Genomic DNA, 22,608 nt, shown 5'->3' on the forward strand with positions numbered 1-22,608 from the left:
CTAGATGATAATATTTTAGAATGTGACACACAGTATAGAGCGTGTTACCCGTTCAACTTAAGTCGCTATCCTCGTTGTTATCTGCGTTATACTAGCCATAAGCATTGACTATCACTGAGCTGACTGCTTAGATGGTTTATAATTAGGAGAATGTCATGACTCAAGAACACGCTTCCCATGAAAAGCGCAAAATCATCGATAAGTTTTTGATGAAACTCACCAAAGAAGAGCCGCAAATGTATTATGCTAGCACCTCTGAGGTCGCTCGTAGCATCCATACTATGATAAAAGAGCACACCAATCGCTTGTCGGTAGAAGATCAGGCGCTCGTTAGACATATGACCGTCGAGGAGATACAAGGCTTGCTAGGCTTTCACCTTAAATAATCACACTTTCAACGTTCCCATAAAAAAAGCCCGCTGATTTGCAGGCTTTTTTATTATTAAAACTTTAATTTAGAGCATTGAAAATATACATCGCTTAAAACGGATACTCGCGTGGCTCATGTTGCATAGATATCCAGTGCGTTCTAGTGAACTCTTCTAGCACCCACTCACCGTTAAAACGACCAATACCTGAGTTTTTCTCGCCACCGAATGGTAAGTTACTTTCATCATTGACTGAAATATCATTAATATGTGTCATGCCTGCTCTGATACCGCGAGCAAAGCGCATGCCTTTTGCCATATCTTTTGTAAATACCGCACTCGACAGACCAAACATTGAGTCATTGGCGATCGATAACGCATCATCTTCATCTTTGGCACGGATGATACCGACCAATGGTCCAAATACCTCATTACGTGACAAATCCATCTCGCGCGTCACTTCAGTAAAGATGTGCGGCGGTACAACTTGTCCTTTAATCTCACCACTTAATATCATTTTTGCGCCTTCTTGCTGCGCATTAGCGATTTTCTCTTTCAACGATTCGACTTGTTTTTTATTAATAATCGGACCAACCGCCGTGTCTTGTTTGCTCGGATCGCCGACATTTAACGTTTTAACGTGTGCCAAGAAACGCTCAACAAAGTCATCATAAATCTCGTCTTCAACGATAATACGATTAATAGCAATACAGATTTGACCTTGATGTAAGAATTTGCCAAAGGCTGCTGCTTTGACCGCTTGCTCAATATCAGCGTCTTTTAGTACCACAAATGGACTGTTACCACCCAACTCAAGCGCTACTTGTTTAATGTAGTCGCCGCCATTGGCCAACTCGCCAATGCGCTTACCGACTGAAGTAGAGCCAGTAAATGATACAAAGCTTGGGGTTTTGTGTTCAACGATCGCATCTCCTATCTCTTTGCCTGAGCCAACCACCACGTTGAGCAAGCCTTTTGGCAAACCTGCTTCTTCGAATACTTTTGCTAGCAGCAAACCACCAGTCACTGGAGTATCACTCGCAGGCTTGAGTACCACAGCGTTACCAAGTGCTAAGGCTGGTGCAATAGAACGTTGTGTCAAATGTAATGGAAAGTTCCACGGACTAATGACAGCGACGACACCGATGGGCTCACGGTAAACAAAGTTTTCTTTGCCAGGGGTGTTAGATGGACGAATCTCGCCATGTACACGACTGGGGAAAGTCGCAGCCTCAAGGGTAATGCCGCGGGTAGCAGCAAACTCCACCATGGCTTTAACACGGGTACTGCCCGACTCTTTAATGAGCCAATCGACGATTTCATCTTGGCGCTGATCTAAAATCTCAACCACTTTATATAGTACACCTGCTCGTGTCGCTGGCGTTTGCTGTGCCCACTCTTTTTGTGCCGCACTTGCTGCTTGATAAGCTTCATTAAGCTGTGCTTCTGTCGCCTGCTGAATCTTTACAAGTGTATCGCCATTGTAGGGGTTGGTGTTGGTATTGACGCTATCATCTTGACCGCTTTGCCATTCCCCTGCAATGTACTGGAGGTGGAAATCATTATAGGCATTGGCTTTGGTATTATCGGTATCAGTTAACATAATTCTTCTCATTTATTTTATGGATGTTATGTTGGTTGTCAATAAAACAGTATGGCTAGCAAATTGAGGCAGATAAAAAATAACCCTTAACACAGTTATTTATATTAAATAGCCTGCGCTCGCGACATTTGATTAAGCACATCAAAACGAAACTTGCTAGACGACTGGTCTAATGCTACCATAGACCTCATACAAATAAGCGTATTTTGTCAGCAAGTATTGTTGAAAAAACGTAACGTGACCATATCAACCCTGACAATAAGCACTCATTATAAGCAACGATAAAAATCTGCATCGACCCATAGAAAGTATCATGAATAATTGTTAATAGCGCGCTAAGTAGCATTATTCGCCATACCTTATCTCTGAAATACATTCATAAAAAATATAGGAGGACATTACCATTATGTCTGCGGCCTCAACCACAATCCCACCAGATACCAAAACGCATCTGTTAGAAACAGGCTATCAATTGATTTCTAAAAAAGGCTTTACTGCCGTCGGTATCAAACAAATACTAGACACAGCCGGTATTCCTAAAGGCTCTTTTTACCATTATTTTGCCTCAAAGGAAGCGTTCGGTGAAGCTATCATCAGTCATTATTTCACTGATTATAAGATACGCTTAGACACCATTGGTCGTCAAAAAGTTAATGCTCAGCAAAAGATTTATGATTACTTTCAAAGCTGGTATGACACCCAGCAAAATGGCTGTGATCATGAAAAATGCTTGGTGGTGAAGCTCAGCGCTGAGGTTGCAGATCTGTCTGAACCTATGCGCATCGCACTGAATGCTGGTTACCAGCAGACCATCAGCTGGCTTGCTGAACAAATCAAAGCAGGCTGGGCGGATGACTCTGTACCACAACCTGACAATATCGCGGCCGAGAGCATGGCAAAACGTTGGTATTTTGCTTGGCTTGGTGCCAGTTTAATCGCCAAGATTAGCCAAACCAATACACCGCTTGCAGAAGTATGGCAGATGACTACTTCTCAATTGGGACGCTAATCTCGTGCGTTAAACGCTTTTTAGCCATTTATACTTCCCTATATCTAAAGCAAAAAATTGAGTTATAAGAGAGTTTTGTAAAAATTACTAGACGACTGGTCTATTTAATGTACAATGCCCACAGTTGCAAAAACGAATGGCTAATTTGCCACTGAGATTTTTGCACCCCATACGCCTAACACAAATATTTAATGATTTTAGGAATACTATGAATAACTTCCAATATTACAATCCAGTACGTATCGTCTTTGGTGAAGGTCAAATAAAACAACTATCGGAATTGGTTCCGACTGATGCCCGTGTACTTATCACTTATGGTGGCGGTTCGGCACAGCGCACAGGTACGCTAGACGAAGTAAAAGAAGCCTTGGCTGCGAGCGGTACACGTACCGTATTCGAATTTGGTGGTATTGAAGCCAATCCAGAATTCACGACTCTTTTAAAAGCAGCAGATATGGTCAATGAGCACAATATTGACTTTTTGCTAGCGGTCGGTGGCGGCTCAGTCATTGATGGTAGCAAATTTGTGGCATTGGTATCGTCACTCACTGAAGAAGATGACACGACTGTCTCACGCGAACAAGCATGGAACGCACTAACCAGCTATTGCAGAGACATTGATTCTGCCATCGATTTGGGTGCTGTTTTGACCATTCCAGCCACTGGCTCTGAGATGAACTCAGGCGGCGTCATCAATTATAGTGAACGTCAAGCTAAGCTACCATTTGGCAACGCACTTGCCTTCCCTAAGTTCTCAATATTAGATCCAATCAAAACACTGACATTACCTGAGCGTCAAGTGATGAATGGTGTTGCGGATGCCTTTGTCCATGTCATGGAACAGTACCTAACGTATCCAGTCAATGCCAAAGTGCAAGATGCCTTTGCTGAGAGCTTGCTGAAAATCCTCATTGATGAAGGTCGTATCGTTAAACAAGATCCAGAGAACTTAGAAACTCGTAAGAATATTATGTGGACAGCGACAATGGCACTCAATGGTCTAATCGGTGCAGGAGTACCGCAAGACTGGACGACACATATGATCGGTCATGAGCTAACCTCGTTACACAGCATCGATCATGCACGTACATTAACTATCTTATTGCCATCAGTGATGCGTGAGCTAAAAGAAAGTAAAAAAGAAAAATTACTTCAATATGCACATAATGTCTGGAATATTACGCTCGATGATACTCATCAAGACGAAGACGCTGTCATTGAAGCCGCTATTGTCCGTACAGAACACTTCTTCCGCGACCTTGGCTTGCCCGTCAGTTTAGAAGATGCAGAACTTGATGCGTCAGCTATTGACCCAATTATCAAGCAGCTTGAAGCGCACAACATGGTTCAGTTAGGCGAGCACAGCAACAATGATTTAGAAGTGTCACGTCGTATTCTACAACGTGCTATTAGTAGCAAATCTGCTTAATAAAAACACCACCGTAATAAGAAACACATATTGTTATGCTATTTATAGTAGTTGCTCAGCACTGAGTAACTACTCCATTCACCATTGAGTATCAAAACCAGTAAATATTAAAATCAATAGAATCTTAAAATTAATAAATAGAAAAGGAATCTGATAATGAGCTTTGATAAACAACAAAATCAAAAAATAAATCGTCAAATTAAATTAGCAAGCCGTCCAACAGGTGAGCCAAAAGCTGAAAACTTTGATATGGTAACCAGCGATATCCCATCGCCAAATAACAATGAAATGCTGCTGCGTACCGTTTACTTATCATTAGATCCATACATGCGTGGACGTATGAGCGATGCAAAAAGCTATGCTGATCCGCTAGAAGTGGGTGACGTCATGATGGGTGGCACGGTTGCCCAAGTCGTTGAATCCAATATCGACAAATTTGCTGTGGGTGACTTAGTGGTCTCAAACTCAGGCTGGCAAGACTATAGCGTCAGTGATGGCGAAGGCGTCTTAAAGCTTGACAAAAACATGTCAAATCCCTCTTATGGTTTAGGCGTACTAGGTATGCCAGGCTTTACCGGTTACATGGGTTTGACCGACATCGGTAAGCCGCAAAAAGGGGAAACTTTGGTCGTCGCTGCTGCAACGGGTCCCGTTGGTGCAACGGTAGGTCAAGTTGGCAACCAATATGGCTTACGTACCGTTGGTGTGGCTGGTGGCAAAGAAAAATGTGACTTTGCTGTCAATGAGCTAGGCTTTGATGTCTGTATTGACCATAAAGCGGATGACTTTGCCGAGCAATTAAAAGCGGCGTGCCCAGATGGCATCGATATCTATTACGAAAACGTCGGTGGCAAAGTGTTTGATGCCGTTATGCCATTATTAAATGCGCATGCACGTATCCCAGTCTGTGGTCTGGTCTCGCAATACAACACCACCGAGCTGCCTGATGGCAAAGATCGTCTAGGCGTATTAATGGGCAACATTCTAAGCCGTCGTCTCACCATCAAAGGGTTTATTATTTTTGAAGAGTATGGTGATCACTTCCCAGAATTCTTAAAAACCATGAGCAAATGGGTCGAGTCAGGCGATGTTAAAACCAAAGAATATATCGCTGAAGGCTTAGACGATGCACCAAATGCCTTTGTGCGCATGCTAAATGGCGATAACTTTGGTAAAACAGTGGTTAAAGTTTCTGAGGTTGAATAACAGAACCAATGGTTATCAGTTGATTGAATCGCAAATAACGACTTAACAACATAACTTGCTAAGACAACCACTGAAAATGACCTCTCAACCATGAATACTGTTCTATGAATACCGCTAGCAGTCATTGCAAATACTCATATTAATTACAGATGACCAATTAAGCATGACTGCTAACAACCCATGATTTAAAAACAACATCAATAATAAATAAGGACGACTATGAATATTTTAATGGTACTAACCTCACATGATAAGTTGGGCGATACTGGCAAAAAAACGGGCTTTTGGCTAGAAGAGTTTGCCGCGCCTTATTACGCTTTTATCGATGCGGGCGTCAATGTGACACTTGCTTCTCCTGCTGGCGGGCAGCCACCACTTGATCCGAGCAGCGATACTGAAGACACGCAAACGAAAGATACCAAGCGCTTTAAAGAAGACAGCGATGCTCAAAAGCATCTTGCCAATACTGAAAAACTCGCTGATATGAACGCTGAAGATTTTGATTCAGTCTTTTATCCAGGCGGTCATGGTCCACTATGGGACTTGGCAGTTGATAAAAATTCGATCAATTTGATTGAGACGTTTGTCAAACAAGACAAACCTGTCGCCTTTGTTTGTCATTCTCCAGCCGCTCTTAAAAATGTCAAAATTGACGGTGAGTATTTAGTCAAAGGCAAAACAGTGACTGGCTTTACCAATTCAGAAGAAGACGCCGTTGGTCTAACAGATGTCGTGCCATTCTTAGTAGAAGATGCACTAAAAGCCAATGGTGGTAACTATGAAAAAGCCGCTGATTGGGAATCATTTGTGGTTGAAGATGGCTTGCTGATTACTGGGCAAAACCCAGCGTCATCAGAGGAAGCTGCCAAGCGCTTAATCACTAAGCTGAAAGGTTAATATCTTTTTAACGTTAATATAATAGACCATGCAAAAGGCCACTATCATGATTCGCTTACATCATCTCAACCAGTCTCGCTCATTACGTATTTTATGGCTTTTAGAAGAGCTGGGCGTGCCTTATGAGATCATTAGTCATCAACGCGATCCTAATACTCATTTGGCACCAGACAGTTTAAAGGCGGTACATCCACTCGGTAAATCTCCGGTTATCGAGATGGATGGTCAACTTTATGCCGAGTCGGGTGCAATCACTGAGTTATTGATTGAGCGATTTGCGCCAGAGCGCTTACGTCCTACGACTGATAGCGTAGACTATGGACATTATCTGCAATGGATTAACTTTGCTGAAAGCTCGCTCATGTTGCCGTTATTACTGGAGCTATTTACCAAAAAAGCCGGCATCGTCGATAACGAGTTTTTAGATGGTTATATCAGTCAAGAAAAACACAGATTGTTGAGCTATCTAAACGAGGAAGTTGCAGATAAGTCATTTATCGTTGGTCATAAGCTAAGCGGCGCTGACTTTATGCTGTCTTTCGACTTAATCATGCTGGCTAAGCGTGAAGCGTTAGATGATTATCCGCATATCAAGCAGTATGCTTTACAACTCGCCAGTCTTGATAGCTATCAGCGCAGCATGCGTTTAGAGGCGAATTATGATCACTCTATTTAGTACCATAGTCTAACTGTTTATCGACTATTTAATGTATAAAAAAACAGCTCTTTATAGAGCTGTTTTTTATGGGTGAAAATGACCTGAGTCGTAGCTATGTGACATATAGTCAAGGAATTTTAGAATCGCTACAAGGCGACCGACCGCAGATAGTACACTGAGTACATCTATGGCGGGTAAAGCCGTAGCAGTTTAAAAGTGCTCTGACTATAGCACTGTGTTTCTTATCTTCTCTCATTGACAGACAGCTGCATCTATCTTTTAATTTGATTTTCAATGTGTTAGTTATGCGTGATAAATGCTCAACAAAAATTATGATAAAATATTCAAAACAGGGTTTAGAATACTTTTTTGGTTTTATCAGCCTACTAAATGGCTTTCTGTTAAATGACTTTTTATTAAATGACTTTGAACGTCTTGAGTTTCATGACTATCCGACGAGCGCGATGCTTGTTTAACAACGGCTATACACCATTTTATCCCTCTACGCAGATTATCCATCCATGAGTACTGAATACCAGTTTAAGCCCCATGAACGACCATTCATGCTTGGCTCGCCTGCCACCCCTGATCACCCTGTGCGCCGTAAAGTATTTTATTTACTGATTGGTATTTTTATCGGCTTAACTGCCAGCTTTCAGAATGGTCTATTGGTCGCGAATCTCACTCAAATCCAAGGTGAAATGGGCTTAACACCAGTAGAAGGTGGCTGGATATCAGTCGCTTACAATATGACCAATGCTTGTGTCACGGTGCTGCTGTACAAAATTCGTCAGCAATTTGGTATGTCGCTATTTAGCAAAATCACTCTTTTCTTTTTGTTGGCAGCCACCAGTATGCAGTGGTTGGTCAGTAGTAATCTACTCAGTACGACGATTGGGGTTAGCATTGAGCCTTATTATTTAGAACTGCTCGCCCGTGGCTTTAGTGGTGTGGTGGCTAGTGCGATGACGGTATTGTCTATTTTTTATTGTCTACAAGGCATGCCAACTGCTCGGCGTATCAGCGGACTGATACTGGGCTTTGGCTTGGTACAGTTTGGCATTCCACTGTCACGGATTATCTCGCCTTATTTAGCCGTTGATGGTCAGCTTGAAGGTTTATTTTTATTTCAAGTGGGATTATCGCTGATTTGCTTTGGGCTTATTAACATTCTTGAGCTACCACCGGGCAACACGGAAAAGGTCTTTGAAAAACTTGATTTGGTGAGTTTTGGCTTTTTTGCCAGTGGTCTTGCCGCCCTATCCGTATTTTTAGTACAAGGTAGAATTCAATGGTGGACAATGCCTTGGCTTAGCTATCCACTGATTATTGCCGTCGTGACTATCTCGATTGCTTTATGGATTGAGACGCACCGCAAAAACCCTATGTTACAAGTGCGCTGGATGCGTAGTCGCACCATTATTGCCTTTATGATTACTGGTGCCGTCATGCGTATTTTGCTGTCTGAGCAAAGTGTGGGCGCCGCAGGATTATTAGCAAACCTTGGTTATGGTAATGACCAGCTGATTGTTTTTTATGCCATCATCTTGGTGGCTAGCATACTGGCATTAGTGATTAGCATTTTTACCACCAAGGCGACGGATCTGCGCCGACCAGTGATTTTTGCGGTTGCATTGATTGCGATTGGTGCATGGGTAGATACGGGTGTGTCGCTAAACTCTGCCCCTTATATGTTCTATTTCAGTCAGTTTATAATCGCTTTTGCTGCCGTTTACTTTATGGGACCAATGGTATTTGAAGGTATGTTTCGCGCCATTGCTAACGGACCTGCCTATATTATTAGCTTTTCGGTTATTTTTGGTATTTCACAAACGGTCGGTGGTTTGGCAGGCGCGGCAGGTATTCAAGCATTTACCACCATTCGTACTCAGATGCATTATGCCGATATGGTCAGTTCAATGAATACCACTGATCCTGCTACGATGACCCAAATGCTACAGGGTGTGCAACGTCAAGCCACGGTCGCCGCTTATGACGATTTATTCTTTTTGATGGCGGTGAGCGCCACTATCACTGCGCTATATTTATTGATGATTTATTTTTATTACCTTTATCATAAACGCAATCCACTTGGTAAAGAACTTGCCGCATTGGCAGAAATGATGGGCAAAAAATAACAGGTGACAATAATATCGATTTTTTGCTGTTACCTTTTCTTCTTATGCTAATTACTATATTTTAAAAAGTTATCCACTATGTTTACCAATCTCATTAGGAGCGCATCATGAGCGAAGACAAGTTAAATGATCTTGATGACCATAATCAAGACACCGCTCAAGATGCCACCCAAAATACTGCTGAAAACAATCAGACATCATCCAAGGCAGCAGCAATAGAGATGCCTCTAAGCCAATCAAAAAACGATGATACTGCGTCCGTAGCGAAAAAAGAGGACTCGATAATAACGTCCGTTGCTGATGCTGATGAAACGCCAATGCCGCCAAAAGAGCCTATTCCTGACGCTACAGGTTGGTCGCCTAAAAAGAAATCTTATTTTAACCTAGGCTTATTGATTGCACTAATCATTATTGGCGTCCTTTTGATTCTTTATGCGTGGAAGCTACCGCCCTTTACGCCTACGGTTCAGCAGACTAATAATGCCTTTGTAAAAGGTCAAACAACGATTATCAGCCCGCAAGTTTCTGGCTATGTCACAGAAGTGGCAGTGCAAGATTTTGAAAATGTACAAGCGGGTGATTTGTTGGTTAAGATAGACGACCGTGCCTTTTTGCAGCAGCTCGAACAAGCACAAGCCAATATCGAAGTCGCTATGACCGACCGCTCAAGCAATGCGCAAGATACGGGCACCAGTCAGGCGCAAATCGAAGCACGTAAAGCGGACTTATATAGTGCCAAAGTTAGCGTTGATAGTGCACGCGAAGACGTCAAGCGCTATCAAGGACTTGATGCCATTGGTGCTGTGTCCAAAGCAGAAGTTGCTCATGCCCAAGCTCAGCTCGCTCAAGCACAAGCTGGCGTTCAGCAAGCAGAAGCCAATTTACAAGTCGCCCTTGAGGCTAGCAAAAAAACCAGTGGTAGCCGCTCATCACTCGATGCCAATATTAAAAATGCAGAAGCAGTTGCTAAGCAAGCAAAGATTAATTTAGACAATACGATTATTACTGCTCCTGAATCAGGACAACTGAGTCAAGTCAGCGTCAAAGCTGGGCAATATGTCAGCGCGGGCACACAGCTCATGTATGTGGTTCCAAAAGGCGTGTGGATTATCGCCAACTTTAAAGAAACCCAAGTGGCAAATATGGCTGTCGGTGAGCCTGCAACTATTCATGTGGATGCGCTAGGCGGCGCTACGTTTCGAGGTCATGTCAGCAATATCTCGCCAGCGACTGGCAGTGAATTTAGCGCGGGCGCGGCAAACCCTGCGACTGGCAACTATATTAAAATCGCTCAGCGTATTCCGGTACGAATAGATTTAGAGCAAGGACAACCTGAGCTTGCGCAATTGCGCCCCGGTATGTCGGTGTCGGTCGATGTCGACACCCAAAAAAATAAAAAGTAAGGGGATATCTGCAACTCGGCCTTTCTCTTATTTAAATGGTAAGACTTGAGCAAGGAAATCTTCATACTATCAATCAATTGTTATGCTGCTTACACCTACAGTCAATTTATGATGAATTTATTATATGAAAGGAACAATAATGCGGCATAAAATGATAGGGTTAAGCACTTTACTAATTTTATCAGGGTGCATAAAAAATCATAAAAATACGGAAGTTCAATTGGTCGAATTTAAACGGACATCATCATATTATGAAATAACTTTTTTATCAGAAGCTAATTTTTCAATACGTGAATCAACTAGAAATACAGGGAGTTATATACATTGTATCAACGATAAACGAATCTATGATGATAAATACATTCCTGACTACTCTTCGAATAATTATTTGAGCGGCAATATTCCTAAAAAAACCAAACCTACTGCTGACACACTTTCAGATCAATACATCTATAGCATCAAACTTGATTCTTCAACATACTTAGAGAACGACAAAACTTTATATTGCCGTATATTTACAGGAAACTTCCCAGGAAAGCTAAAAAAGTCGCAAGTACTCGAGCTTATACCATAAAGCTTTTAATAAAATTAGGTGCTGTTGCTGTTTAGAGCAGCAACAGCACCTAAGAAATCACTCTCTGCTTATATCTAAATAATAAGTAGCAAATATGTTTAAGGCAAAAGGCGCTTGGTAGTCCAGCTTTCACCATTGTCTTTAGTATAGACAATACGGTCATGCATACGGTTGGCACGACCTTGCCAAAACTCAATCTCATGAATGGTAATCTCGTAACCACCCCAAAACTCTGGTGTTGGCACTTGGCTATCTTCTGGATACTGATTTTGCAGCTCATCAAACTTGGTTTGCATCACCTCACGATCAGCAACTTCGCCACTTTGAGGCTGACTGACCCACGCACCCACTTGACTGTCGTGAGGACGCTTTTGAAAGTAAGCAGCTGACTTATTAGCATCGATTTTAGCAATACTGCCACTAATACGTACTTGACGCTCCAGCTCATGCCAAAAGAATAGCGCTTCGACATTCGGGTTTTCGGCAATATCTTGACCTTTAGCGCTTTCATAGTTGGTATAAAACACCACACCATTTTCAGTAATCTCACGCATAAGTACGATGCGCACGCTAGGTTTATTATCAGCACCGCACGTCGCTAGACTCATCGCATAAGGCTCTTGCACCTTTTGTGCTATTGCCTCATTCATCCATTCTTTTAGTAGCTCAAATGGAGAGTCTGGGACGGACTGTTGATCAAGCTCACCTTTTTCGTATGACAAACGCTGATCGGTAAAATCCATGCTCATAAAATATTCCTTATTTTAATATAACTATATTATGACTTTAACCCAATATTGCTTTGATATGGTCAGCCAAATCATTTGCCAATACATCACATTCTATTTCATCATCCGACTCAACCATCACACGTATCATAGGCTCTGTACCTGACTGTCGAATGAGCAGACGACCACGACCCTCTAAAGTGGCCTGTGCTTTTGCAAAAGCAGCAACCAGCTCTTCATGTTCAAACGGATCTTGCATTTTACTTAAGCGTACATTGACCAGTTTTTGTGGCAATTTTTCAAAGCCTTCGGTCAAATCACTGAGCGCTTTACCACGTGCTTCCATCACCGCAAGCACTTGCAAGCCGGCGATAATTGCATCACCCGTACGACTCTTATCTAAACATAGAATATGACCCGATGGTTCGCCGCCCAGTATCCAGCCATTCGCTTCAAGCTCATGCATCACATAACGATCGCCTACTTTTGCACGAGTAAATTTAATGTCTGCCGCTTTGAGTGCCAACTCTAAGCCCATGTTACTCATGAGCGTACCAACCACACCTTTCGCCTTAGTCTGACCTTGGGTAGCAAGTACGTATAAAATGCCATCGCCGTCAACCAGATTACCAGCCTCATCAACCATCACAATACGATCACCATCACCGTCTAGTGCGATACCAACATCTGCCTCGTGCTCAATCACTGCTTTCTGTAAGCCTTCAGGATGGGTAGAGCCGCAGTCGGCATTGATATTGATGCCATCAGGCGTATTGTTAATAGCAATCACATTGGCACCCAACTCACGCATGACTCTTGGTGCCACGCTATAGCCTGCACCATTGGCACAATCTACGACGACAGTCAGATGACTCAAGTCGTACTGATAAGGAAAACTGCCTTTACAGAATTCGATATAGCGACCTTTGGCATCATTGATTCGATTGTTTTTCCCTAATTGTGCTGGATCAAGAATAGGCATAATCACATTATTGTCCGCCTCAGAGGCACTCATAATCGCTTTTAGCTTGTCATTAATAGAGTTTTGCATCTCATCAGTCAGCTTTTTGCCATCACCTGAAAACAGTTTGATACCGTTATCATAGTAAGGATTGTGCGACGCTGAAATAACCACCCCAGCATCTGCATTAAAACTACGGGTCAAATGCGCAATCGCTGGTGTGGGTAATGGTCCAAGCATATGCACATCAACACCAGCGGCATTAAACCCTGCTTGCAATGCGCCTTCAATCACATAACCTGATAGCCGCGTATCCTTACCGATGACCACGCTTGGCTTGCGAGCAGGATTGTCATTATTCTCTATCAGCACACGTCCCGTCACATAGCCCAATTTTAAAATAAAGTCTGGTGTGATCGGCGACTCACCGAATTTTCCGCGAATACCATCGGTGCCAAAGTAGCTCATTATGTATGCTCCCAAATCTAAGAGTGAAAACCAGACGAATACGCAAACAATAACGTATAAACAGTCTAAGTAGTTATTATTATAATCCGCTTGTGTATTTTACAAAAAAAACAGCCAACAATAACAAGGCATTGTTGGCTGTTTGTATCTTAAGGTCACTGCAGCCCTGCAAAATAGCTATCGTTGACGTAATGCAGGATTACAAAACACTTTTTAATTCACACGATAGTTCGGTGCTTCTTTGGTGATTTGTACATCATGGACATGCGACTCTTTCATACCCGCCGATGTCACCTTAATGAATTGCGGATTGGTACGCATATCTTCGATAGTCGCAGAGCCAGTATAACCCATTGATGAGCGCAAACCGCCAACCAACTGATTAACAATACCAGCAACTGGACCTTTATAAGGAACTCGGCCTTCGATACCTTCTGGTACTAATTTTTCTACGCCATCTTTAGCATCTTGGAAGTAACGATCTGATGAGCCATTTGAACCTGACATCGCGCCCAAACTACCCATACCGCGGTAAGCTTTGTAGTAACGACCTTGGAACAGCTCAACCTCACCCGGCGCTTCTTCAGTACCCGCCATCAATGAGCCTACCATGATGCACGAAGCACCAGCAGCGATGGCTTTTGCCATATCACCTGAATAGCGAATACCGCCATCAGCAATCAGTGGAATACTGTCTTTTAATGCGCTAGCGACGTTATCGATGGCTGAGATTTGCGGCACACCGATACCAGCGATGATACGCGTAGTGCAGATAGAGCCAGGGCCAATACCGACTTTTACCGCATCAGCGCCTGCATCACGTAGTGCAAGTGCAGCATCCCCTGTTGCGATATTGCCACCGATGACTTGTACGTGTGGATAGTGCTTTTTAATCCAAGATACCTTATCAATCACGCCTTTTGAATGACCATGTGCGGTATCAACCACAATGATATCGACGTCAGCAGCGATTAACGCTTCAACACGCGCTTGGGTATCTGCACCAGTACCAACAGCAGCACCAACACGCAGACGACCTTGCTCATCCTTACAAGCATTTGGATTGTTTTCAGCTTTTGCAAAATCATTAACCGTAATCAAACCACGTAAGCGGAAATGATCGTCGATAACGATGACTTTTTCAATACGGTGTTCATGTAGCAGACGCTTGATGTTTTCGTTGCTTTCACCTTCATGTACTGTCACCAACTGATCTTTTGGCGTCATGATTTTACTAACTGGCAAAGACAGATTGGTTTCAAAGCGCCAATCTCTGTGAGTCACAATACCCACGACATTATCAGTGCCTCTTTCTACCACAGGTACGCCTGAGATATTATTATCTTGCGTCAGCTGTAGCAGATCACCAATCGTCATCTCTGGATGCACAGTAATCGGATCTACAACCGTACCTGCTTCAAATTTTTTGACGCGGCGTACTTGTGTGGCTTGCTTAGCGATATCCATGCTCTTGTGCAAGATACCCATACCGCCTAGCTGTGCCATCGTAATGGCCATTTCAGATTCGGTCACGGTATCCATCGCGGCGGAAATCAGCGGTAGATTCAGCGTGATATTTTTGGTCAAACGGGTGGTCAGATCGGCAGTTTTTGGCAAGACTTCAGAATAAGCTGGCAACAATAAAACGTCATCAAAGGTTAAGGCTTCATCGACAATTCGCAACATACAGACCCCTAGTGGTGGTTATTTTGATGGGTGGGATATTTTTGGCATTAAGACAATCAACCAAAATCAACGATATGACTTTATGAAGCTAAAGTCTTAAAATTAAAGACCTTGTATCACAAAGTTTTAGATAATCAGCAATGAGCCAGCCGGTGTTTGTGATTAAACAAACAGAGACACTCGAAAATTGCAATTGATTGATGCTAATAAGTTTGCACAAATATAGCGCGCCCCTACTCTTAATCGCTCATTTATCCCTTAAAAATAACGCCATATTATAACAAATAATCAGACAAATCGCATGCTATATTTGTCAGCTTATTTTGCTAGCGCTTGTCTATCGATATCGACGTCCGTAAAGACCAGCTGTTTAAAAGCATAGAAAATATACTCAATCGTCGGTTACTGGTCTTTACCCTTCAATATTAAACGTTCAGCAGGCAGATAAGCTTTTTGTTTGCTATATAGATAATTCAGCATCTGCTCACGTATCTCACAGGCCAGTGTCCATGCTTCTATGGGACCTACCGCTGAAACAGCGCCGCGCAGGTGAATAATATTGGCAGTCACCTCAACGACAAACATTTCAGGCTCAGTTTTGTTGTCCCAAAGCTTATTGTCTTTAACCGCCGATATAAATTGCTGGCGAATGGCATCAATATCTGCACCATAATCGACATATAAAAACACAGGACAGGTCTGATGTACTTCTGTATGTGACCAGTTTTCTACCGTTTCGGTGATCAATTCGCGCATCGGCACGATCAATCGACGTTCATCCCATGTTTTGAGTACCGCATACGTATAACGCAGGTCTTCAACGGTACTAAAGTTGCCATCCATTATCACACTGTCGCCAATCCGTACCGGCTGGGTCACGGCCACCTGTACCCCAGCAATGATGTTACCCAGTATCGGCTGCGCGGCAATTCCGATGACCACGCCTGCGATACCAGCCGAGGTCAATAGCGTTTTGCCAAGGCCTTCCATGTTGGCAAATTCACTGAGACCAATCCAAATACTGCCCAAAATCATGACAAAAATAAAGACGCGGCGAAATATCGATACATAAGTACGGCGACGGCGCTCTTTATCAAAGTGCTCTTCAGCCAGATTTTCAATTTGTAGGCTTTGATAGCGATTAGCAAAAAAGTTAATAACGCGAATGCCAAGCCATAAGGTGCTAAATACTAGCCCAATCCAGATAAGCGGACGAGTCGATGAAGCTACCGCATCCAAATAAGGAAAGCCGCCTGACACTAAAGTAAAGACGAGCAAAAAACTGATGGTAAAAGTCAACGGCACGGTCAGCTTATTAACCAAATCTGCCACGCCATTAGTACTACCAACATAATTGCTGTATTTTTCATCGTCGATATAACGGCTGATGATTTTTTCCGTGCCTTTACTGAGTAACCACCCTACTCCCATGGTCACTAAGAAAAACAGTGCTAATGCCAAAAACTCCCATAGTGCAATACTAAAAATCTTAAGTTTTAACCATCCAGGTAAATAACGCTCAAATTCCGCTGGATGATATTGCTCATAGAGATTGTCAATATTATCAACTGTCTGTGCAGAAAACACCCAAATAGGCGCAGCCTCACCAACCCGTACTCGTTGCAAATAAATGGGGACACGGCGCTCACGATAGTCGATATAGCCTAGCTGAATCGAACGTCTAGGGATGCCCATGATACTACTGGTATTGCCAAGTGGCGGCTCGATTAAACCATCTGGGCGATCTGGCAGATCATCAAAAACATAAAGCTCTTTTTCCGTTAACAAAAAATCCAACCGTTTTGATAACTCAAGCGCGTGGTTACGCTGAATTTTCTGATCGATTAAATTCATGTTAAGTGCATAAGCGGCCAAGTCGTATTGTTGCTTCATGACCGCTGATTGAAAAAATTCTAAAGTCGCCAGTGGCGTGGTTAAATTTGGCGGCTCCGATAATGGCGGCAAGCCTACATTGAGCTTGTCTAGCAAATAATAACTTTCATTGTATTCACCCGTCAGTCCAGAATCGCCCTGCAAATTACCCGCTTGCTCTACTACATTGCGCTCGGTAGGATCAAATATCTCTTCTGCAACGCCAGAGATGCTGAGGCTTTCGTCTTTAATTGTATTGATTTTTTGAGTGGCATATTCAGCCAGATTATCGGGCTTGCTAATTGAAGTTGATGACGAGATGGACTGCTCATCCGCAGCTTGTTTGCTATCGCTAGTGCTTGCGGCATTAGCGGGTGCAAACACAGCACTCATGCTGACTATAAAAAAAACCAATAGTAATGACAAAGTACTGGCGCGCACATTCCAACGCTGGGCGTTAGGATAGTGGTCACTGTCGGTATCAATTGCTATACGATGACCGCCAACAATGCTTTTTTTGAGAATATTCATATTTTAAAAGCCATTAATTCACTTGATGTTTGCATCTCTTGAAGCTTGCCTACAAAGCTTATTCTTACATATATTACATAGCCAATTTAGCTTGATCTTTCTTGTTTGACTGCAATTTGTCTTGTTCTTAGCACCATTTTTAGAATGATGATACGCCCTAGTTTAGTCTATAAAAAAAGCCAGCTCAAAGCTGACTTAGTTTATGACTATCTATATGGGTGTTCTGTAACATGATTGCCTTAAGCACGGCGCCATGTCGTGCCAGCACGGCTGTCTTCAAGCTCAATACCAGCATCTTTTAATTGCTCACGTATCTCATCAGCACGCGCAAAGTTTTTATTGGTTTTGGCATCCGCACGCTCAATGATTAAACCATCGATAGTGTCATCGGTTAACCCATCATCTGCCTGTTCACCAATTATTGCTTGCAAAAACTGTTGAACTGGCTGCTGTAAAATATTGAGTACCTGTGCCAACGCTTTGAGCTGCTCTGCTAATTGCCATGCAGTGTCTACCTCTTCGGCTTTAATGGCTTTATTAATGTCGCGCGCCAGCCCAAACAGTACACTGATCGCCGTTGAACTATTAAAATCATCGTTCATGGCTTTGATAAAGTCTTGTCCGGCACTGCTACTATAAGCATCATTTATCAGCGTATCACTGACTACGAGCGTCTGCCCTTTTTGTTGTTCGGCCAATTTTAATGCATTATATAGCCTGCTTAGGCTATTATGTGCTTCATCCAATGCGTTGTCAGAAAAATTGACTTGGCTGCGATAATGGCTTGATAATAAGAAAAAGCGCACCGTTTCAGGTAGGTATTTTGCTATCACATCGCGAATGGTTGAAAAGTTCGCTAATGACTTAGACATTTTTTCGCCATCGACATTAATGAAACCGACATGCATCCAGTTACGCGCGTATTCACAGCCAGTCGCGGCTTCAGACTGCGCTATCTCGTTTTCGTGATGCGGAAACTGTAAGTCGTGACCACCGCCATGAATATCAAAGGTACTACCCAAGCACTTGGTCGACATCGCTGAGCATTCGATATGCCAACCTGGACGCCCCTGTCCCCATGGTGACGCCCATTGCGGCTCATCAGGTTTCGCGGCTTTCCACAGGACAAAGTCAAACGGATTTCGTTTGTCATTTTCGACATCGACGCGTGAACCTGCTTGCATCTCATCGAGATTACGCTTAGACAATTTACCATAATCTGCAAAATTATCGACGGCATAGTAGACATCACCATTGTCGCCTGTGTACGCATAATTACCTGTAACCAGCGTCTCAATCATGTGTTGCATGTCATCAATATGGTCAGTCGCCCGCGGCTCAGCATCAGGTGCCAAGCAACCAAGTGCTGCGAAATCTTCGTGCATGGCTTCAATAAAACGCTGCGTTAACGTACCTATCTCTTCGCCATTCTCGGCGGCGCGCGCGATGATTTTGTCATCAATATCGGTGATATTGCGCACATAATTAACGTCATAGCCTAACTGAGCCAACCAGCGCACTACCATGTCAAAACCAACCATCACCCGCGCATGCCCAATATGACAATAATCATAAACGGTCATACCGCACACATACATGCCTACTTGCCCTGATTTGAGTGGTACGAACTGACGTTTTCCGCCAGTCAGTGAGTCATGAATAGCAAGCTGAGACATCGCATCGGCAAGTGGTGTGGTCATGGTTAAAAAGCCTTTTAATATAAATGGAATAGATAAAATAAAAACAAAGATATAATCAATGTTTGGATATTAAACAGTACTGACTATGGTCGTTATAACTGTAAAAATAGCGGCAACATAAAACCTAACCCATTATCTTAGCGAAAACAGCCATAAAATACTACAATGAGCCCGCAACTAACCTCATTCAATCATAAAAAACTGTTAAGGATTTAGATATGGGCAATCGTTTAAGCAAAATATATACGCGTACTGGAGATGACGGTAGCACTGGCATGGCAGACGGCAGCCGCGTCAGCAAAGCAGACAATCTATTTAGCGTAATGGGTGATATCGACGAGCTTAACTCACACATTGGTCTGGTACGTGCTCAGTTACAGCATAATAAAGGACAGTCTATAGAGAAGGAATTTTCTCAAGCGTTAGTCATCATTCAGCATTTATTGTTTAATATCGGTGGTGAGCTGGCTATGCCAGAATATGAAGGCGTCAATGCCACTCACATTACATGGTTAGAACAGCAAATTGATGTGATGAATACGACCTTGCCGCCGCTAAAAGATTTTATCTTGCCCACAGGTTCGGTATTGGTCAGCCAACTACACGTTGCACGTACGATCTGTCGCCGTGCAGAGCGCCAAGCAGTGCTATTACAGCAAGAGCGTCCACAAGCGATTCGCAGTACGGCCGTGAGCTTTATCAATCGCTTATCGGATTGGTTGTTTGTCGCTGCTCGCTTTTGTACAGATCCCAATAAAGTCTCTGAAGTCTTATGGGACAGTCAGGTATTACAAAAATTCGCTGATAAAAAATAATTGCGCAGGACTACTTCAGTGGACTAAAACGCTAAAAGCAGACCCTAGAATTAAGGTTTAGCATAAAATATAAAAAAGCCCGCAACCTTAACACTGCGGGCTTTTTACTGACTAAGCGATACTATTCAGTAACGAAAATATGGTTCGAGAACAGCTTAAATCTTACTAATTAGTAAGTAGCGCTGTCATCTTCAATAATAACCATATCGATACTTTCATCTTTAGGTACTGATTTCGGTACAGCGGATGTGACTGGGGTTTTAACCTCAGGAGTGGCTGACGCGCTGCTATCCGTATTACTACTGCTTGGATTGTTAATAGTCGGCGGCGTGGCAGGCTGAGTAGGACGAATCGGCTCAACTGGCTTGACTACTTGAGGCTGACGAACGGGTGCTGACTGACTGTCATCGTTTTGTGCTGCACGGCGCTCTGCGCTACGTTGGGCACGCTGCTCATCCATCGCTGATTTAAATACAGAACCTGCCATCACATCGGCGACCACAGTAATCAATGCTGGCTGCCCAGCAATACGTGTGCGTACTTGACCGCCTTGAGTACCAACGACATAGGTAAAGGCATCATCAACCAACATGTTATTGTTGATACGAATGTTATTTTGCGCTAAGCGTGATTGTAGGCTCGGTAGATTGTTGGCTGCTTGTATTTGACTGGCTTGATACAAATCTTCGCTTGGTAACGTCATGCTCACGCTTGCCTGACAAGTCGTCATACCATTGTCATTGGCTGCTTGTAATACTGCAGCATTTTGTACATCAATCACAATGCCGTTGGTTTTATTAGTGATAGCGCCGCTAGCGAGACTGATCTCTGCATCATTTGCGTAGTTGGTAGCCAGCGTTTGTGCTTGTTGATTGAGCGTGTTTTTTAGAGCCGTTTTGAGACGATCTTGTACCATTGGGTCATCACAGCTCACCGCAGTAGCTGCGGTGTTTTCAGTAGACGCAGGCTCTTGCTCTGTGAGCTCTGCCGTCTCAGTGGAATCTTCCTTCTCTGAGCGATCACAGCCAGCAAGCGCTAAACCACATACCATGCCAATACCAGCCACTTTATACCACTTGCTCACGTTTTTATTTGCTACGCTCATATTTCTTTTGCTCCCAATTTACTAATACGTACCGCCACTGATGGACAGTGATTGATGTTCAAACCGCAACCCTAGCTGCCCTAGGTTTGAAAACCAGATTATTATACGGTGTTTAAATAAAATGTTCATTAGTGTAGCCCATGGATATACAAATAACGCCCCTCATTATAGGTAAAACCTGTATTTAGTTGCAAAAACATAACAAATACATACTTATGAATTCGCTATAAATACGCTTTTAGACTACCGCGATCAACTAGGGTCTGTTGAATGTCTGACAGACAGTAAACCTATTCTAAGATTTCGCTCAGCTCATATCTATAAAGTTTTTGGATAAAAGGAACCACATAGTAATATTGCTCTATCGAGCAAATTTTATTAGACGCTGTTGTTTTAGCACTATATGATTGCGCGTATCACTAACCAACCATATAAATTATGATAAATTTCGAAAACACGCTTTTATTGGGTCATCGCGGTGCGCGCGGCGAAGCATTAGAAAATACCTTTTCAGGCTTTGAGTACGCTCAACGTCTTAACATTCAGGGTCTAGCAGGGGTTGAGTTTGATGTACAACTGAGTGCGGATGGTCATTTAATCGTGTTTCATGATGACACGCTGCAACGCATGTGTGGTCAGCAAGCACGTGTTGATCAGTTAAATCTTACTGAGCTTCAACGCCATTCGCAGTTTGGTCATCAGATTATGACATTAGGGCAGGTAGCACCGTTGCTAACTGGCTTTACTGATATTGAACTGGAGATTAAAACGCATGACCGTACTGATTATGCTAAATTGGTACAAGCATTGGCACGCAACCTCATCGATAGCCCACTTGCCAAACTACCCATTGTGCTGACCAGTTTCGATGTAGAGCTACATGTTCGCTTACAACGTCATCCATTACTAAAGCCTATCTCTCGCGGCTTGCTCATTCGCACACCTGAAGTCTTAATGACTGCGCCGAATACCGCCTTGCAACTTGGCTGTATTCAGCTAGGTATCCACTATCCGCTTATTAGTCGAGCAGTCATTGAACATAGCCACCGTTATGGCTTGCCAGTGAGTGCGTGGACGGTCAATGATATTGACACGATTAAACAGCTGATCGCGTGGCAAGCTGACGTCATCATCACTGATTTTCCGAGTTATTTACTGCTGGGTTAATAAGCATCGCCTTTATTTGATTTATTTAAAATCATCTACATATCTACGGTGTTACTTACACTTCTCCTCAATGCCTGATAAGTCATCCATTATTTTCGTTAATACATTCCATAATCAATACAAGTTATTGTTATTTAGCAATATTTTTACAGTGTATAACTGTTCACTTTATTGATTTTTTAAGGTATCATATAGGCTTAAATTAATACCGTTAGGGATATTATATGATTGCAAAAAAAGCACTTGGCTTACCGCTTAAAGGCTTACGTTTCGCTATCAAATCTGGTGAT

General features: G+C 42.9%; 18 protein-coding genes. 11 read left to right on the plus strand and 7 right to left on the minus strand.

The features are described from left to right. Positions 1-155 precede the first annotated feature (155 nt). Positions 156-386 carry a hypothetical protein gene (locus ACT3S4_RS13045; protein WP_045446342.1) on the plus strand — a complete coding sequence of 77 codons (231 nt, stop codon included), beginning with the start codon at positions 156-158 and terminating at the stop codon, positions 384-386. Positions 387-480: 94 nt separating this feature from the next. Here ACT3S4_RS13045 and ACT3S4_RS13050 read toward each other — a convergent pair whose 3' ends face one another. Further along, positions 481-1,971 (minus strand): aldehyde dehydrogenase family protein, encoded by a 1,491-nt coding sequence (locus ACT3S4_RS13050; RefSeq protein ID WP_087814161.1) that lies wholly within the window; start codon positions 1,969-1,971, stop codon positions 481-483. A gap of 406 nt (positions 1,972-2,377) precedes the next feature. Here ACT3S4_RS13050 and ACT3S4_RS13055 point away from each other — a divergent pair, with 406 nt between their 5' ends. The 8 genes from ACT3S4_RS13055 to ACT3S4_RS13090 all read left to right on the plus strand — a co-directional run bounded on the left by ACT3S4_RS13055 (position 2,378) and on the right by ACT3S4_RS13090 (position 11,285). After that, positions 2,378-2,980: a TetR/AcrR family transcriptional regulator gene (locus tag ACT3S4_RS13055; protein ID WP_055124963.1), complete on the plus strand. Its 603-nt coding sequence runs from the start codon at positions 2,378-2,380 to the stop codon at positions 2,978-2,980. Positions 2,981-3,188: 208 nt separating this feature from the next. Then, complete coding sequence (locus ACT3S4_RS13060) at positions 3,189-4,409, plus strand: iron-containing alcohol dehydrogenase (protein WP_109592667.1); 1,221 nt, start codon at positions 3,189-3,191, stop codon at positions 4,407-4,409. A gap of 156 nt (positions 4,410-4,565) precedes the next feature. Next, on the plus strand, positions 4,566-5,615 hold the full coding sequence (locus ACT3S4_RS13065) for an NADP-dependent oxidoreductase (RefSeq protein ID WP_109592665.1): 1,050 nt from the start codon (positions 4,566-4,568) through the stop codon (positions 5,613-5,615). A gap of 219 nt (positions 5,616-5,834) precedes the next feature. Next, entirely contained in the window at positions 5,835-6,512 is a 678-nt protein-coding gene (locus ACT3S4_RS13070) for a type 1 glutamine amidotransferase domain-containing protein (protein ID WP_045446333.1), read from the plus strand. 46 nt (positions 6,513-6,558) lie between these two features. After that, positions 6,559-7,188: a glutathione S-transferase family protein gene (locus tag ACT3S4_RS13075; protein WP_109592663.1), complete on the plus strand. Its 630-nt coding sequence runs from the start codon at positions 6,559-6,561 to the stop codon at positions 7,186-7,188. A gap of 503 nt (positions 7,189-7,691) precedes the next feature. Beyond that, positions 7,692-9,308, plus strand: a complete 1,617-nt coding sequence (locus ACT3S4_RS13080; protein ID WP_109592659.1) for an MFS transporter — start codon at positions 7,692-7,694, stop codon at positions 9,306-9,308. A gap of 107 nt (positions 9,309-9,415) precedes the next feature. Continuing rightward, on the plus strand, positions 9,416-10,711 hold the full coding sequence (locus ACT3S4_RS13085; protein WP_201561028.1) for an HlyD family secretion protein: 1,296 nt from the start codon (positions 9,416-9,418) through the stop codon (positions 10,709-10,711). 124 nt (positions 10,712-10,835) lie between these two features. Further along, on the plus strand, positions 10,836-11,285 hold the full coding sequence (locus ACT3S4_RS13090) for a hypothetical protein (RefSeq protein ID WP_443518114.1): 450 nt from the start codon (positions 10,836-10,838) through the stop codon (positions 11,283-11,285). A gap of 98 nt (positions 11,286-11,383) precedes the next feature. Here ACT3S4_RS13090 and pdxH read toward each other — a convergent pair whose 3' ends face one another. The 5 genes from pdxH to cysS form a co-directional block, all read right to left on the minus strand. After that, positions 11,384-12,028 carry a pyridoxamine 5'-phosphate oxidase gene (pdxH, locus tag ACT3S4_RS13095; RefSeq protein ID WP_201561030.1) on the minus strand — a complete coding sequence of 215 codons (645 nt, stop codon included), beginning with the start codon at positions 12,026-12,028 and terminating at the stop codon, positions 11,384-11,386. Positions 12,029-12,071: 43 nt separating this feature from the next. After that, positions 12,072-13,442: a phosphoglucosamine mutase gene (gene glmM / locus ACT3S4_RS13100; protein ID WP_109592651.1), complete on the minus strand. Its 1,371-nt coding sequence runs from the start codon at positions 13,440-13,442 to the stop codon at positions 12,072-12,074. Positions 13,443-13,655: 213 nt separating this feature from the next. Then, positions 13,656-15,128, minus strand: a complete 1,473-nt coding sequence (guaB, locus tag ACT3S4_RS13105; protein WP_045454296.1) for an IMP dehydrogenase — start codon at positions 15,126-15,128, stop codon at positions 13,656-13,658. Between the two features lie 402 nt (positions 15,129-15,530). Continuing rightward, on the minus strand, positions 15,531-17,531 hold the full coding sequence (locus tag ACT3S4_RS13110) for a mechanosensitive ion channel family protein (protein ID WP_227676073.1): 2,001 nt from the start codon (positions 17,529-17,531) through the stop codon (positions 15,531-15,533). Positions 17,532-17,770: 239 nt separating this feature from the next. Next, positions 17,771-19,231: a cysteine--tRNA ligase gene (gene cysS, locus ACT3S4_RS13115; protein ID WP_109592649.1), complete on the minus strand. Its 1,461-nt coding sequence runs from the start codon at positions 19,229-19,231 to the stop codon at positions 17,771-17,773. A gap of 218 nt (positions 19,232-19,449) precedes the next feature. Between cysS and ACT3S4_RS13120 the strand changes: the two genes are divergently transcribed. Beyond that, complete coding sequence (locus ACT3S4_RS13120) at positions 19,450-20,046, plus strand: cob(I)yrinic acid a,c-diamide adenosyltransferase (RefSeq protein ID WP_109592647.1); 597 nt, start codon at positions 19,450-19,452, stop codon at positions 20,044-20,046. 169 nt (positions 20,047-20,215) lie between these two features. On the opposite strand, the gene ACT3S4_RS13125 is transcribed toward ACT3S4_RS13120, so the two are convergent. Continuing rightward, the gene (locus ACT3S4_RS13125; RefSeq protein ID WP_109592645.1) at positions 20,216-21,151 is read right to left on the minus strand and encodes a hypothetical protein; all 936 of its coding nucleotides are present in this window, start codon (positions 21,149-21,151) and stop codon (positions 20,216-20,218) included. Positions 21,152-21,589: 438 nt separating this feature from the next. On the opposite strand from ACT3S4_RS13125, the gene ACT3S4_RS13130 reads away from it, so the two are divergent. After that, positions 21,590-22,318 carry a glycerophosphodiester phosphodiesterase gene (locus ACT3S4_RS13130; RefSeq protein WP_109592643.1) on the plus strand — a complete coding sequence of 243 codons (729 nt, stop codon included), beginning with the start codon at positions 21,590-21,592 and terminating at the stop codon, positions 22,316-22,318. Positions 22,319-22,608 lie beyond the last annotated feature (290 nt).

It is taken from the genome of Psychrobacter sp. AOP30-A2-5, assembly GCF_052378115.1.
Taxonomy (GTDB): Bacteria; Pseudomonadota; Gammaproteobacteria; order Pseudomonadales; family Moraxellaceae; genus Psychrobacter.

What these genes read in the sequence shown, in the direction of transcription:
- ACT3S4_RS13045 (WP_045446342.1), top strand. Translation starts at nt 156, where the DNA reads ATGACTCAAGAACACGCTTCCCATGAAAAGCGCAAAATCATCGATAAG.
- ACT3S4_RS13050 (WP_087814161.1), bottom strand. Translation starts at nt 1,971, where the DNA reads ATGTTAACTGATACCGATAATACCAAAGCCAATGCCTATAATGATTTC.
- ACT3S4_RS13055 (WP_055124963.1), top strand. Translation starts at nt 2,378, where the DNA reads ATGTCTGCGGCCTCAACCACAATCCCACCAGATACCAAAACGCATCTG.
- ACT3S4_RS13060 (WP_109592667.1), top strand. Translation starts at nt 3,189, where the DNA reads ATGAATAACTTCCAATATTACAATCCAGTACGTATCGTCTTTGGTGAA.
- ACT3S4_RS13065 (WP_109592665.1), top strand. Translation starts at nt 4,566, where the DNA reads ATGAGCTTTGATAAACAACAAAATCAAAAAATAAATCGTCAAATTAAA.
- ACT3S4_RS13070 (WP_045446333.1), top strand. Translation starts at nt 5,835, where the DNA reads ATGAATATTTTAATGGTACTAACCTCACATGATAAGTTGGGCGATACT.
- ACT3S4_RS13075 (WP_109592663.1), top strand. Translation starts at nt 6,559, where the DNA reads ATGATTCGCTTACATCATCTCAACCAGTCTCGCTCATTACGTATTTTA.
- ACT3S4_RS13080 (WP_109592659.1), top strand. Translation starts at nt 7,692, where the DNA reads ATGAGTACTGAATACCAGTTTAAGCCCCATGAACGACCATTCATGCTT.
- ACT3S4_RS13085 (WP_201561028.1), top strand. Translation starts at nt 9,416, where the DNA reads ATGAGCGAAGACAAGTTAAATGATCTTGATGACCATAATCAAGACACC.
- ACT3S4_RS13090 (WP_443518114.1), top strand. Translation starts at nt 10,836, where the DNA reads ATGAAAGGAACAATAATGCGGCATAAAATGATAGGGTTAAGCACTTTA.
- pdxH (WP_201561030.1), bottom strand. Translation starts at nt 12,028, where the DNA reads ATGGATTTTACCGATCAGCGTTTGTCATACGAAAAAGGTGAGCTTGAT.
- glmM (WP_109592651.1), bottom strand. Translation starts at nt 13,442, where the DNA reads ATGAGCTACTTTGGCACCGATGGTATTCGCGGAAAATTCGGTGAGTCG.
- guaB (WP_045454296.1), bottom strand. Translation starts at nt 15,128, where the DNA reads ATGTTGCGAATTGTCGATGAAGCCTTAACCTTTGATGACGTTTTATTG.
- ACT3S4_RS13110 (WP_227676073.1), bottom strand. Translation starts at nt 17,531, where the DNA reads ATGAATATTCTCAAAAAAAGCATTGTTGGCGGTCATCGTATAGCAATT.
- cysS (WP_109592649.1), bottom strand. Translation starts at nt 19,231, where the DNA reads ATGACCACACCACTTGCCGATGCGATGTCTCAGCTTGCTATTCATGAC.
- ACT3S4_RS13120 (WP_109592647.1), top strand. Translation starts at nt 19,450, where the DNA reads ATGGGCAATCGTTTAAGCAAAATATATACGCGTACTGGAGATGACGGT.
- ACT3S4_RS13125 (WP_109592645.1), bottom strand. Translation starts at nt 21,151, where the DNA reads ATGAGCGTAGCAAATAAAAACGTGAGCAAGTGGTATAAAGTGGCTGGT.
- ACT3S4_RS13130 (WP_109592643.1), top strand. Translation starts at nt 21,590, where the DNA reads ATGATAAATTTCGAAAACACGCTTTTATTGGGTCATCGCGGTGCGCGC.